This is a genomic window from Nocardia concava NBRC 100430 (assembly GCF_000308815.1).
In the GTDB taxonomy this organism is placed as follows: Bacteria; Actinomycetota; Actinomycetes; order Mycobacteriales; family Mycobacteriaceae; genus Nocardia; species Nocardia concava.
On record NZ_BAFX01000098.1, the window covers coordinates 20,272 to 33,526 of the forward strand.

Below are 13,255 nucleotides of genomic sequence, written 5' to 3' on the forward strand. Positions count from 1 at the left end.
GCCTCAATACCATCGGCATCGCCGTCATGCCAGCTGTATTTGTGCGACGTGGCATCAGCATGTCAGCACCGCCTCCTCGGGGCACGTCTCGAACACGAACTGATCTTCGGCGAGCGTAGCGCGCCGAAGACGCCCGTGCCGTGGACAAGTTCGCGATCATGCACGACGACCGATCATCCGATGACAGTATCCAGAACGCACGCATCTCGGCAGATCAGTGCGTTCGCCGGCAGGTGCCAGATCTGCTCGGCCCGTTGATCTTCGCCCCGCCGACCCTGGCCGGTTCGGTCAGCGCGGGAAGCGGCAGTACAGTGCGTTCGGAGGCGGTGCGGAGGGCGTCGGCAGCTTGATGAAATGCCGGTTGTGAACGGAGCCTGCCTGACCAAGTCCCGTAATCCAGAGGCCCTTCCAGCTATTAGGACGGTCAGTCGGAGTCCTGATCTGCACGTCGCTCTTTCCACCGCCGCGGATTCACGATTTCCAGCAGCAGGCATCTGTTATGGGTTACGACGTTGATCACCACATCGGGGTACTCCCAACCGATCTCAGCCCCCGGCTTGCTCTCAATGTGGTTCGGGGAACCAAGATCTCGCGTCAACCTCTCCGCCAACTGGTCGAAATGATCGGAGAGGGCCGCAGTGAGAGCTGGCGTGACATCGCGAGTTAGATCAGTGATGTAGGCCGTAACCCGCTCGAGCGACTCGTCTCGTCCTGTCCGTCCTCTGATATGCCGCCGATTGCGGTAGGCGTCGGCGCGGTTGAAGTTGACGGTCAGGTCCGTCGACAGCGAAGTACGGCCGTAGTCACCTCGTTCGAGCAACGTCCATCCAACATCCAGGCAGAACCGATCGATGTCAGTTTGTGCCCAGGTCCACTCGAAAGCCCTGGCTCTACTCACTACGCGTATAGCGCCCGCGATGTCGGCTTGCATGGTCGAAAGGGTACTTCCGAAAGATTCAGAGCCACTGCGGGACAATGCCGCAACGCCAGCTCCAAGCCAAGCCGACCTGCTCGGAGTATCTGTAATCGGCAATGCAGGACGTCGGCCAGCCTCAGATCGGCTCGGCCCGTTGCTCCTCGGCTCGCCCGCGCCGGCCGGTTCGCTCGGCGCGGTTATGGGCGAGCCTCTGTCGGGGATCTGCTGGTCGGCGTTGGCTTTTAAGCTTGCGAATCGTGGAAATGATTGTGCACGACGCTGAATCGGTACCGGTTGCGGTCGGTGGATACACCAATGGGCTGGAGGTGGTTGGAGCTCGGCGCCTACTGTTCGTCAGCGGTCAGATCCCCGAGGACCGGGCGGGGAATGTGCCCGACGACGCTGCGGGTCAGTGCCGATTGGTCTGGGCGAATATCGTTGCGACACTGGCTGATGCCGGGCTCACGGTCGCGAATATCGTCAAGGTCACCACCTATCTGAGCGATCGTTCGCTCGCTCCGATCAATACCGCGGTGCGCAGTGAGGTTCTCGGCGACCACAAGCCGGCGCTGACGGTCGTACTGGCCGGAATCTTCGACCCACGGTGGCTGCTCGAGATCGAGGTCATCGCCGCGACAGGGTAAACGTTCGGTCTGCCTGCGCCGGCGCGGCACCACCGGCATTTCACGCCCATCCGCAATGCAGGAGCTTCTGCCGACCTCGGAACGACACCGCCACTTGATCTTCCGCCTTGACCTGCTGGCCGGTTCGATCAGCGCGCCACGCGGCGGAATCGTGTGTTCGAGCCGAATGGCCGTTCCGGTTCACGAACCGCCAGGGGACCTTTCGTGCTCGAATGGCGATCCATTATCGAAGTGCTTGCGTATCCGCGCTCGCTGAAGTATCCTCCGTCCTTTGGCTTTTCGGGCCCGCGCGGCCTGGATTCCTCGGGTTTAGAGTCGCGATATGTCGCTCGAATTGATCGTCGTCTCCCACCGGCTGGAACCGATCAGCCGTGCGGAAGTCACCGCACTCGAACTGCGGCTGGGAGTCGCGATGCCACCCGGGTTCGCCGAGCTGGTGACCGGCTATGGCGAGGGGACAATTTGCAACGAACTCGATGTTTGGGGACCAACGCGCATTCTCAACAGTCTCGACGAGGCGCGAGAGCAGTGGGCCGAGTACTGGTTCTGGGAGCATCCAGACTTGGTACAGGCCGATTTCGCCGCTGCGGTGCAGGTCGGGGGCACGGCGAACGGCGACCAGATAGTGCTGGTGCCTGGGCGTGGTCTCGTAGTTCTGCCCCGTCACCGAGATGACGCGATCGATATTGGCACCTCGTACGACGACGCCGTGCGATGGTTCTGCACTTCGGGACATCTGATCGCCGCGCGGAGCCTGCTGTGGTTCGAATCCTGGGTGCAGCAAAGCTGCTACGAGAACTGGGGCGGCGGCGAGTACCGCCAGGTGCGAGATGCGATCGCCGCCTTGGACATGCATGTCGCAGTCGATGAATCTTTCGAGCCGGTGTGCACGTTCCTGATCCCGGGTATGGGTGGTCACGTGTACATCCTGGGGACCCGTGGCGCTCTCGGTTTGTACGTGCATATTCGGTTCGAGCCGGAATACTCGGCGCAGTACGCACGGATCGAGAAGGCGCTCGTCAGTGTCGGCGTAACCAAAGCGACTCGCTGGGGCGCGGAACCGGCGGACTGATCGTTCAGATGTTGTCGGCGAAGGACCGGCTTGCACGCCATTCGGGTAGTTCGATGCGAGTAAATGCCGCGTTGTGTGAACGCTTCGGACTGTTCATGCCGCGAAAGTTCGGTGGTCCGGTGTCGGTGGGTTTCTTTAGGCTGCCGTGCATGACGTGTTCCCGAACCAGACCGCACCATGCTCCTGAGGCTCCCGTCGCCCTCGAATCGGTGAGCATCGACTCCGGCGAGGTGAACGCTTCCGCATCGGGTAGCGCACTGCCTGGCGACCGACACCTTCGTCGTACCCGCCGACGATCGGGTCAATTACATCGAAGCGTTCCTCGAACAGATCGGTGAGCACGCCTTCGCCCTCGGCACCGTCCTGGCGTCGTTGGAATCCGGGCAGAACTACTACCTGGCCTTCGTGACACCGACCGAGTTCGAACAACTCTCGCGGCTTCTCACCAAACACAGGATGAGCGCTGAAAGCGTGCGACACGGTCGGCTCGCCTGACGCATCGGACCGGCACCGAACGTCTTGGCTGGACCGCGAAGTGACCCCACCCCCGAATTGACACTTGTTCTATTTCGCGGCAGTGCCTAGCCTCGGGCGAGAGACCCTCGAGCACGGAGGCTGCTGATGAGTCAGCGTTATCGGTCCATCGATGTCGGCGAACCCATGACGAGGTTCGCCCGCGGCTGGCACTGCCTCGGACTGGCGGAGACCTTCCGGGACGGCAAACCGCACTCCGTCGAGGCCTTCGGCACCAAGATCGTGATCTGGTCCGACAGCAAGGGGGAACTGCACGCCCTCGACGGCTACTGCCGCCACATGGGCGCGGACCTGTCCTACGGCAGCGTCAAGGACGACAACATCGCCTGCCCGTTCCATGATTGGCGTTGGCGCGGGGATGGCAAGTGCGCGGCCATCCCCTACGCGCGACGTGTTCCGCCGTTGGCGCGCACCAGATCCTGGATCACCTGCGAGGAGAACGGGCAGTTCTTCGTCTGGAACGATCCCGAGGGCAATCCGCCGCCGCCCGAGGTCGCGATCCCCCACATCGAGGGCATCGAGACCGATGAGTGGAGTGACTGGGACTGGAACTCGCTGCTCATCGAGGGCGCGCACTGCCGCGAAATCATCGACAACAACGTCGATATGGCGCACTTCTTCTACATTCACTTCGCCTACCCGGTGTACTTCAAGAATGTGTTCGAAGGGCACGTGGCCACGCAGTTCCTGCATTCCAAGGGGCGGCCCGACATTCACGCGAAGTCCAACTATTCGCAGGAGATGTCGCTACTGCGTTCGGAGGCTTCGTATTTCGGGCCCTCATACATGATCAACTACCTGCACAACGACTTCGGCGACAACACCGTCGAGGTGGCGCTCATCAACTGCCACTACCCCGTCACGCACAATTCCTTTGTCCTGCAATGGGGTGTGAGCGTGCAACGGATCAAGGGCCTGCCGCCGGAGAAGTCCGACAAGCTGGCCAAGGCCTTCGGCAAGAGCTTCGGCGTCGGGTTCCTGCAAGACGTGGAGATCTGGAAGCACAAGACCCGCATCGACAATCCGCTGCTGACCCAGGAGGACGGGCCGGTGTACCAGCACCGTCGCTGGTACGAGCAGTTCTACGTCGATGTCGCCGACATCAAGCCGGAGATGACCGACCGCTTCGAATACGAGGTCGACACCACCCACGCCAACGAGAACTGGCAGGCCGAGGTCGCCGAGAACCTCGCCAAGCAGGCCGCCGCACAGGCGAACGGCGCGGCGGAGTAGCGCAGCGGCGGGACGGACCACGCCGTCCGTCCCGGCGTCTCGGCCCCGACACGTGAATCACGCGTCCGCGAGCAGGATTTCGGCGACGGCCTCCGGAGCCTCACGCATGGCGTTGTGCACGGTCGGGACATCGTGGACCCGCCAGTCCGGGTCGGCCAGCAGCCGGGTGCGCTGCGCGGCGAACGGCGTCGCATCCTCCCATCCCGAGCAGTAGACGAACTCCTTGCGCGGCACCTCCAAGAACGCGCCGGACAGCCGGATCGTCTGCACCAGCGAGGCGAGCGGATGCGGACGGCGGCGGGGATCGCCGCCGTCCGGTGGCCGCACCGCATATCCGGTGCTCGCCGCACCGGCGGTGAACTTCTGGCGGTAGGCCTCCGACGTTGCGGACCAGCATGATTCGCCGTCACGCGGCACGTAGCCGTCGAGATGCACCACGCGTGCGACCCGGCCACCGGCCCGATCGGCGGCAGCGGCGATCACCATTCCGCCGTAGCTGTGACCGACCAGGGTCACGCCGGTGAGGTGCTCACGATCGAGCAGCCGCAGCACATCCGCGGCATGCGTGTCGAGGTTGGCGGTCGCGACCGTCGCCTCGTCGTCGTCGGGCCCCAGACCGGTCAGGGTCAGGGCGTGCACGGTGTGAGCGGCCAGCTCCAGCGTCGGAACCACCTTCTCGAAGCACCAGGAGCCGTGCCAGGCACCGGGCACCAGAACGAATGTCGCCATGTGTTTCTCCTTCACTCGAAACCGTTCGTAGACAGTCTCATTCGTGTAAGGCATGGCGTGCTACCGATGGAATGCCATCTGATGCCTCTTCGCCGCCAATCTGATCACGCCGTTCGCCCGGGCACCTCGGCCCCGACGCGCGCCCAGCGGCCGGACAGAGCCCGCCAGCTGACGGCGATCAGGCGTAGGAGCATGAAGGCGACCAGGCCGGTCCAGATTCCGCCGATGCCCCAATCGAATTCGAGGGACAGCCAGATCATGGGCAGGAAGCCGATCAGGGCCGAGCCGAGGGTGGCATTGCGCAGGAACGGGGCATCGCCCGCGCCGAGCAGGACACCGTCGAGGGCGAAGACCACACCCGCCACGGGGATCATGGCGACGAAGTACCACCAGACCACATGGGTGCGATCCAGGACCGACGGATCATCGGTGAACAGCTGCGGGATCACCGTGTAGCCCGCGGCGAAGATCGCCGCCAGCGCCACCGCGAACGCCGTCGACCACGCGGTGATCCGCCGCGCCAAACCCTCTGCGCCACGGGCATTTCCGGCCCCCAGCGCCGCACCGACCAGCGTCTGCGCCGCGATCGCGAGCGAATCCAGCGTCAGCGCAAGGAAATTCCAGATCTGCAGCACCAGCTGATGCGCCGCCACCGACGCCGCACCGAACCGCGAGGCCACCGCCGCCGCCGAGACGAACGACGCCTGGAACGCCAGACTCCGCACGATCAGATCCCGACCGAGCACCAACTGCGCCTTCATGATCGCGATATGCGGCGCGAGCGGCGCCTTGGCCCGGAACAGCGCGGACACGAACAGCGCACCGGAAATCGACTGCCCCACCAGATTCGCGACCGCCGACCCCTCCAACTCCAGGCGCGGCGCACCCAGCAGGCCGTGCACCAGCGTCGGGCAGAGAATCCCCGAAACCACCAGCCCCGCAAGCACATACAACAACGGCCTCCGGGTGTCCTGCACGCCTCGCATCCACCCGTTGCCCGCCATCGCCAGCAGGATCAGCGGCACCCCGAACAAGGCGATCCGCACCCACGACTCCGCCGCCCGCGCGATATCGTCCCCGCCCGCGATGGCCCGGGTGATCGGTCCCGCGAACACCTGCACGACCAGCACGATCGCCAGCCCCACCCCGACCGCGATCCAACTGGCCTGCACGCCTTCGACGACGGCCCCGCGCTCATCCCCCGCCCCGTGCCGCCGCGCCGCCCGCGCCGTCGTCCCGTAGCTCAGGAATGTCAGCTGCGAACTGACCTGCGCCAGAATCAAACCGCCCACCGCGAGCCCGGCCAGCGCCAATGCCCCCAGCCGCCCGACGACGGCCATATCGAACAGCAGATAGATGGGCTCCGCGACCAGCACCCCCAGCGTCGGAATCGCGATGCCCAAGATTTTCCCCGGTCCTGCGGCGGCGGCCTCGGTTCCCCGGACCGCCACGAGAGATCCGGGGTCCTCCCCCGCGCCGTCGAACACCTCAGCACTGCTCATCCGCTCACCATCCCATATCGGACGGACACCCCAAGCCCGGCCGCGTCGACCGAACGGTCGGATTCATAGCCGGAGCAATATATGTCCGTTTCACTATTGGTGTGCGCGACCCGCCATGACCGAGCGCAATCTCATCGACTCGCGCCGCCCGCTCGGGCAGGCTGGACGCCATGGTGGATCTCGAGACAACGATCGCGGCGGTGACGGTCTATCCGGATCGGGCCCGGGTGACCCGGTCCGGCAAGGCGACCTTGGAGGCGGGTGAGCATCGCATCCGCGTGTCTCCCCTACCGCTGGAACTGCTGCGCGATTCGATCCGCGTGGCCGGGCGCGGCGACGTGACGGTCCTCGGCGTGGACATCGTCACCGAACGCCAACCCGAGCCCGGCGACGAACAGGTCGCCGAACTCACCGCCCGCCGAGACGAAGTCGATGCCGCGCTGAGCGAGCTCGCCGACGCCGACAAGGCCGCGGACGCCCGCATCGAATTCCTGGAGCGCCTGGTGCAGAAGTCCGCCGGGCACCTGGCCAAGGCCTCGGACGAGCGGGTCGCCGCCTTCGGCGACAATCTCGAGGCGCAGTACGCGGCCGTCCACGCCGGGCGCCGCGACCGGGCCCGCCTGCGGCAGGACAAGATTCGCGAGAAGAACTCGCTCGAACGGCAGCTGGCCGACCTCGGCCGCAAGAACCGCCCCGACATCCGGGCCGCCGTCATCACCGTCGAGGCCGCCCAACCGGCCACGACCGAACTGGAACTGACCTATGTCGTGCCCGGCGCGAGGTGGTCCAGCAGCTACGACCTGCGCATCGACGACAAGGGCGTCAATCTGCGCTGGTTCGGCCTGGTCAGCCAGTCGACCGGCGAGGACTGGCCCGAATGCCGCCTGGAATTGTCGACCGCCCGCCCGGCCGTCGCCCTCGACGTGCCCGAACTCGATCCGTGGTACCTGAGCACCACTCCCCCCGAACCGAAGCGCCGCATGCGAATGTCGCGCTCCCCCGGCAACGCCGACGGCAACGACATGGTCCTGGCCGCCGCCGCACCCATGGCCGCACCCGCCGGGGCCGCTCCGCCCCTGCCTCCCCCGGCGCCGGTCCAGGAAGCGGTCAGCACCGTCGAGCACGGCGCCACCGCCGCGACCTACTCGCCGCGACGCCCGGTCGCCGTCGCCTCCGACGGCACCGAACACCGCACCCTCATCACGGCTCTCGACCTCGAGGCCGATCTCGATCACGTGGCCGCCCCCATCCGCTCCCCCGAGGCGATCCTGCGCGCCACCGCCCGCAACACCTCCGAGCACACCCTCCCCAAGGGCCGCGCCTCCCTGTTCAACAACAGCGAATACGTCGGCGCGACCACCCTCGACATCTGGGCCCCCGGCGAGGAACGCGAACTCGCCCTCGGCGTCGACGACCGCATCCGCATCGAACGAGAACTGGTCCGCCGCAACGCCTCCAAGGCCACCCTCGGCTCGGCCCGCCGCATCGACTGGGAATACACCATCACCGTCGCCAACCACGGCGCCCGCCCCACCACCGTCACCATCCTCGACCGCCTCCCCGTGGCCCGCGACACCACCGTCACAGTCAAAGAAACAACCCTGAAACCCCCGCCCGCCGACCGCGACGACCTCGGAATCCTCACCTGGAAACAGGATCTCGCCCCACAGGCCGAAACCACCATCACCCTCGGCTACCGCGTCGAGGCCCCGAAGGGAGTCACCATCTACGGTCTGCCCGACTGACCGGCAGTCACCCGCGAGTTCTATGCTGACGGCGACCAAAGGCGCTCCAGGACATCAGGATTCGGATAATGGCTATTTCTCGCGACACACTGCTGGAGCTACGCCGGGCCGCCTCGGCGGGGCTGCTCGAGCTCGAAGGGTCGGAGCCCGCCTCGCCGGAGGCGGTGCGGGCGCGGGAAAGGCTGGTGGAGCCGTACTTCGGCGCTGTCGCCTGGGCGGTGCCGCCGAGCTATCGGGAACTGCTGGCGGAGCACAATCGGCTGCGCTGCCTTCGGGAGGAGGACGAACGCGAGTTCGTGCTCGTGGACGAGGCTGAGCTCCTCGGGCTGAACGCCGAGCTGGTGCATCTGCCCGAGGGGGTCGAGCGCGAACCCGGGCGGCAGCTGTCGACCAATCATCTGGTCGGGTTCGCCGAGGCCGGGTACGAGGCGGTGTGGTGTTTCGATGTCACACAGGCGAACTCGGACGGTGAGTATCCGGTCTACTACCACCATCAGGATGAGCCGCGGGCGCGCTATGTCGCGGACGATGCGTGGGAGGAGCAGGCCGATGCCGTGCCCGACTTCCCGTCGTTCTCGGCGTGGTTCGAGGCCATGGCGGCGGCCTTCACCGCCGCCGAGCCACCGGCGTGGTTCGACGAGCTGGGCACCCCGACTCTGGTCTGGCTCGCCCGCGAGGGGATTTTCCGGAACTGATCAGCCGAGTTCGCGCAGCAGGTTCGCGAGCAGATCTGGGGCGGCACCGGCGGTGGAATAGCCTGCGGCATAACGGTGTCCGCCACCGCCCAGCGCGGTCGCGACCAGGGAGACGTCCACGCCCGGGCTGCCGTCGGCATTGGCGTGGGAGCGCAGGGAGACCGTCCAATGGTCGGGGTCGCTGCGGGATTCCTTGAAGACCGCGGCGACCTGGGCCTCGTCGGTGGTGCGGATGAGGTCGATGATGCTCTCGACCTCTTCGGAGCGGACGTGTTCGGTGTCCTCGCGGCGGACCACGGCGTAGACCAGGCCCGCGCCGTTCGCCGCATCGGGAAGCAGCTGGGCCGAGGCCAGGACTCGCGACAGCATGGGGAGCCAGGCGAAGGGGTGGGTGTCCATCAACGTGCGGGTGATGGTCGCGCCGTCGATGCCGGTGGCCAGCAGGCGCTCGGCCAGGGTGTGGGAGCCGGGGCGCACCCATTTGAAAGAGCCGGTGTCGGTGACCAATCCGGCGTAGAGGCAGTGCGCGATGGCGGCGTCGATGGGCTCGCCCCAGGCATCCAGGATGCGGGCGATGACACCGGCGGTGGATTCGGCGGCCTCGTCGACCACATTGACCCGGCCGAAACGGGTATTGGAGCGGTGGTGATCGATCACCAAAGTTGTTGCAGCGCTGTCCAATCGGTCACGCAGCACGCCGAGCCGCCCGGAGCTGCCGCAGTCCACGCACACCAGGACATCGACCTCGCGCGGCACCTGATCGGCACGCACGAGCAAATCGGTGCCGGGCAAGGATCGCATGGAGGCCGGCAGTTCGGCCGGTTCGGCGAAGGAGACGACGACCGGGACCCCGCGTCGACGCAGCACCTGCGCCAAGGCCAGCCCGCTGCCGATGGTGTCGGCGTCGGGCTGGACGTGGCAGAGAATTGTCACCGATTTCGCGGCATCGAGCACCTCGACGGCCGGAGTGACATCGACGGGGGTCACGGCTCGTCAGGCTTCGTCGTCGTCTTCGTCCTCGTCCGACTTGTACGGGTCCGCGTCACCGGCATAGGACGCACCGACCGACACCTGCGCCACGCGCGCGTCGACGGCGCGGGCCTTGGCCAGCAGCTCTTCCATCTCGCGGGCCGCTTCCGGCACGGTGTCGAGCTTGAACGCCAGCGTCGGGGTGAACTTCACCCCGGTGCCCGCGCCGACCTTGGAACGCAGGATCCCGGCGGCCTTCTTCAGACCGGCCGCGGCCTCCGCGTAATCGGGTTCGGCGTCGATGGTCTCGCCCATGACGGTGTAGAAAATTGTCGCCTCACGCAGGTCACCGGTCACCTTGGCATCGGTGACGGTGACGAACCGCAGTCGCGGATCCTTGATCTCGTACTCGATCGCGGTCGCGACGATGGACGAGATGCGCTTTGCGAGTCGACGAGCTCGGGCCTGGTCAGCCATGGCGAGCCCTCCTCACTTCTTCAGTCTTCGGGTCCGAAGATGCGGCGGCGTACTGCCAGCAACTCTAACTCCGGACGATTGGCGACGTGCCGTTCGCATTTGTCCAGCACCTCGGTCAGGTGATTCATGCCGTAACTGACCATTGCCACACCGAGCAACGATCGCCGATACCGGTCATGATCTCCGCCCTCGGTCACGCTCACATCGAACCTTTTCAGGTCCGCGATGATCGGGCGGATGACAGAGCGCTTCTCCTTCAGTGAATGCACATCACCGAGCAAGATATCGAACTCGAGCGCTCCGAAAAACATCTTTTCAGTCATATGAACGCGCCCCGGGGAATGCGCGCACGGTTACCCGGAAGGGGTTGGGGCACAACCCCGCCGGACCTCGAAAGGCCCGGCGGGATCGTGTACTGCAACCTAGTCGCGCGGCTTCTCCCGCAGCTCGTAGGCCTCGATGATGTCGCCTTCCTTGATGTCGTTGAAGCCGACGGTCAGACCGCATTCGTAGCCCTCGCGGACCTCGGTCACGTCATCCTTCTCACGACGCAGCGACTGGATGGTGGTCTCGGCGACCACGACATTGTCACGGAGCAGGCGCGCCTTGGCGTTGCGCTTGACCGAACCCGAGAGCACCCAGCAACCCGCGATGTTGCCGAACTTGGAGGAGCGGAAGATCTGGCGGATCTCCGCCCGGCCCAGCTCGTGCTCCTCGTAGATCGGCTTGAGCAGACCCTTGAGGGCCTTCTCGATCTCGTCGATCGCCTGGTAGATGACCGAGTAGTAGCGGATGTCCACGCCTTCGCGGTTCGCCAGCTCGGTCGCCTTGCCCTCGGCCCGGACGTTGAACCCGATGATGATCGCGTTCGACGCCGACGCCAGGTTGACGTTGGTCTCGGTGACGCCACCGACACCGCGGTCGATGACGCGCAGACGCACCTCGTCGCCGACATCGATACCGAGCAGCGCCTCTTCGAGGGCCTCGACGGTACCGGAGTTGTCGCCCTTGAGGATCAGGTTCAGCTCCGAGGTCTCCTTCAGAGCGGCATCCAGATCTTCCAGGGAGATCCGCTTGCGGCTGCGCGCGGCCAGGGCGTTGCGCTTGCGAGCGTTGCGGCGATCGGCGATCTGACGCGCGATCCGGTCTTCCTCGACCACGAGCAGGTTGTCGCCCGCACCGGGGACGGAGGTGAAACCGATGACCTGGACGGGCCGCGACGGCAGGGCCGCCTCGACGTCGTCACCGTGCTCGTCGACCATGCGGCGCACACGACCGTAGGCGTCGCCCGCCACGATCGAGTCACCGACGCGCAGCGTGCCGCGCTGGATGAGCACGGTCGCCACGGGGCCACGACCGCGGTCGAGGTGAGCCTCGATGGCCACACCCTGCGCGTCCATGTTCGGGTTCGCCCGCAGATCCAGCGAGGCATCCGCGGTCAGGACGACAGCCTCGAGCAGAGCCTCGATGTTGGTGCCCTGCTTGGCGGAGATGTCGACGAACATGGTGTCGCCACCGTATTCCTCGGCCACCAGACCGTATTCGGTCAGCTGCTGGCGAATCTTCTGCGGATTCGCGCCTTCCTTGTCGATCTTGTTGACCGCCACCACGATCGGCACATCCGCGGCCTGCGCGTGGTTGATGGCCTCCACCGTCTGCGGCATGACACCGTCGTCGGCCGCGACCACGAGGATCGCGATATCGGTGGCCTTCGCACCACGGGCACGCATGGCGGTGAACGCCTCGTGACCGGGGGTGTCGATGAAGGTGATGAGACGGTCTTCGTCGTTGACCTCGGCCAGCACCTGGTAGGCGCCGATGTGCTGGGTGATGCCGCCGGCCTCGCCCTCACGGACGTTGGCCTTACGGATGGTGTCCAGCAGTCGGGTCTTACCGTGGTCGACGTGACCCATGACGGTCACGACCGGCGGACGGACCTGCAGGTCCTCCTCGTCGCCGTCGTCCTCGCCGTAGGTGAGGTCGAAGTTGGCGAGCAGCTCGCGGTCCTCGTCCTCCGGGGAGACCACGTTCACGACGTAGTTCATCTCCGAACCCAGCAGCTCGAGGGTCTCCTCGTTCACCGACTGGGTAGCGGTGACCATCTCACCGAGGTTGAACAACGCCTGCACCAGCGAGGCCGGGTTGGCGCCGATCTTCTCGGCGAAGTCGGACAGCGACGCGCCACGGGCGAGACGCACGATCTCACCGTTGCCGCGCGGCAGCCGCACGCCACCGGCGATGGGCGCCTGCTGGTTCTCGTACTCGGCGCGCTTCGCCCGCTTCGACTTGCGACCCTTGCGAGGCGCGCCACCCGGACGTCCGAAGGCACCCGCGGCACCGCCGCGACCGCCACCCGAACCGGGACGGCCACCGCCGCCACCACCGGGACGACCGCGGAAACCACCGGGCGCACCGGCGCCACCGGCACCCGCGCCCGCACCCTGACCGGCACCGGGAGCACCGCCGCCGCGGTAGCCACCGCCACCGCCGCCACCGGGACGACCGCCGCCGGCGCCCGGACCACCCGGACGCGCCGGACGGCCTGCGCCACCCGGACCGGCCGGACGCTGAGCGCGCGCGGGCATGGCACCCGGGTTCGGCCGAGGCGGCATCGAACCGGGGCTGGGACGCGGACCGCCGGGACGGGGACCGCCCTGACCGGCAGCGGCCGGACGCGGACCGCCCTGGCCCGGACCCGGACGGGGACCGCCCTGGCCGGGGGCCGGACGCGGACCACGC

12 protein-coding genes are annotated in these 13,255 nt (G+C 66.5%); 5 read left to right on the plus strand and 7 right to left on the minus strand.

Going from position 1 to position 13,255, the window contains the following annotated elements; genetic code table 11:
- Positions 1-424: 424 nt before the first annotated feature.
- A complete protein-coding gene (locus ON43_RS22945; RefSeq protein ID WP_040810710.1) occupies positions 425-931 on the minus strand; it encodes a DUF6301 family protein in 507 nt (168 codons plus the stop codon).
- Positions 932-1,179: 248 nt separating this feature from the next.
- Here ON43_RS22945 and ON43_RS22950 point away from each other — a divergent pair, with 248 nt between their 5' ends.
- From ON43_RS22950 to ON43_RS22960, 3 genes are all read left to right on the plus strand, one after another.
- Entirely contained in the window at positions 1,180-1,560 is a 381-nt protein-coding gene (locus ON43_RS22950; protein ID WP_040810712.1) for a RidA family protein, read from the plus strand.
- A 322-nt stretch (positions 1,561-1,882) separates the two neighbouring features.
- Complete coding sequence (locus ON43_RS22955) at positions 1,883-2,632, plus strand: hypothetical protein (RefSeq protein WP_040810714.1); 750 nt, start codon at positions 1,883-1,885, stop codon at positions 2,630-2,632.
- 621 nt (positions 2,633-3,253) lie between these two features.
- A complete protein-coding gene (locus tag ON43_RS22960; RefSeq protein WP_040810717.1) occupies positions 3,254-4,399 on the plus strand; it encodes a 3-ketosteroid-9-alpha-monooxygenase, oxygenase component in 1,146 nt (381 codons plus the stop codon).
- 57 nt (positions 4,400-4,456) lie between these two features.
- Here the strand turns inward: ON43_RS22960 and ON43_RS22965 are convergent, their stop codons facing one another.
- Positions 4,457-5,128, minus strand: a complete 672-nt coding sequence (locus ON43_RS22965; protein ID WP_040810719.1) for an alpha/beta fold hydrolase — start codon at positions 5,126-5,128, stop codon at positions 4,457-4,459.
- 104 nt (positions 5,129-5,232) lie between these two features.
- Complete coding sequence (locus ON43_RS22970) at positions 5,233-6,630, minus strand: MATE family efflux transporter (protein WP_083913636.1); 1,398 nt, start codon at positions 6,628-6,630, stop codon at positions 5,233-5,235.
- 170 nt (positions 6,631-6,800) lie between these two features.
- Between ON43_RS22970 and ON43_RS22975 the strand changes: the two genes are divergently transcribed.
- A complete protein-coding gene (locus ON43_RS22975; RefSeq protein WP_040810722.1) occupies positions 6,801-8,375 on the plus strand; it encodes a mucoidy inhibitor MuiA family protein in 1,575 nt (524 codons plus the stop codon).
- Positions 8,376-8,443: 68 nt separating this feature from the next.
- Complete coding sequence (locus tag ON43_RS44380; RefSeq protein ID WP_040810723.1) at positions 8,444-9,070, plus strand: SMI1/KNR4 family protein; 627 nt, start codon at positions 8,444-8,446, stop codon at positions 9,068-9,070.
- Here ON43_RS44380 and ON43_RS22985 read toward each other — a convergent pair whose 3' ends face one another.
- From ON43_RS22985 to infB, 4 genes are all read right to left on the minus strand, one after another.
- A complete protein-coding gene (locus tag ON43_RS22985) occupies positions 9,071-10,057 on the minus strand; it encodes a DHH family phosphoesterase (RefSeq protein WP_040810724.1) in 987 nt (328 codons plus the stop codon). It abuts the gene before it with no gap.
- Between the two features lie 6 nt (positions 10,058-10,063).
- Positions 10,064-10,516 (minus strand): 30S ribosome-binding factor RbfA, encoded by a 453-nt coding sequence (gene rbfA, locus ON43_RS22990; RefSeq protein WP_040810725.1) that lies wholly within the window; start codon positions 10,514-10,516, stop codon positions 10,064-10,066.
- Positions 10,517-10,536: 20 nt separating this feature from the next.
- Positions 10,537-10,827, minus strand: coding sequence for a DUF503 domain-containing protein (locus ON43_RS22995; RefSeq protein ID WP_040810726.1), 291 nt, complete (start codon positions 10,825-10,827; stop codon positions 10,537-10,539).
- A 111-nt stretch (positions 10,828-10,938) separates the two neighbouring features.
- The coding region (gene infB / locus ON43_RS23000; RefSeq protein ID WP_040810742.1) for a translation initiation factor IF-2 at positions 10,939-13,255 on the minus strand (2,317 nt) is incomplete at its 5' end.

What these genes read in the sequence shown, in the direction of transcription:
- ON43_RS22945 (WP_040810710.1), bottom strand. Translation starts at nt 931, where the DNA reads ATGCAAGCCGACATCGCGGGCGCTATACGCGTAGTGAGTAGAGCCAGG.
- ON43_RS22950 (WP_040810712.1), top strand. Translation starts at nt 1,180, where the DNA reads ATGATTGTGCACGACGCTGAATCGGTACCGGTTGCGGTCGGTGGATAC.
- ON43_RS22955 (WP_040810714.1), top strand. Translation starts at nt 1,883, where the DNA reads ATGTCGCTCGAATTGATCGTCGTCTCCCACCGGCTGGAACCGATCAGC.
- ON43_RS22960 (WP_040810717.1), top strand. Translation starts at nt 3,254, where the DNA reads ATGAGTCAGCGTTATCGGTCCATCGATGTCGGCGAACCCATGACGAGG.
- ON43_RS22965 (WP_040810719.1), bottom strand. Translation starts at nt 5,128, where the DNA reads ATGGCGACATTCGTTCTGGTGCCCGGTGCCTGGCACGGCTCCTGGTGC.
- ON43_RS22970 (WP_083913636.1), bottom strand. Translation starts at nt 6,630, where the DNA reads ATGAGCAGTGCTGAGGTGTTCGACGGCGCGGGGGAGGACCCCGGATCT.
- ON43_RS22975 (WP_040810722.1), top strand. Translation starts at nt 6,801, where the DNA reads ATGGTGGATCTCGAGACAACGATCGCGGCGGTGACGGTCTATCCGGAT.
- ON43_RS44380 (WP_040810723.1), top strand. Translation starts at nt 8,444, where the DNA reads ATGGCTATTTCTCGCGACACACTGCTGGAGCTACGCCGGGCCGCCTCG.
- rbfA (WP_040810725.1), bottom strand. Translation starts at nt 10,516, where the DNA reads ATGGCTGACCAGGCCCGAGCTCGTCGACTCGCAAAGCGCATCTCGTCC.
- ON43_RS22995 (WP_040810726.1), bottom strand. Translation starts at nt 10,827, where the DNA reads ATGTTTTTCGGAGCGCTCGAGTTCGATATCTTGCTCGGTGATGTGCAT.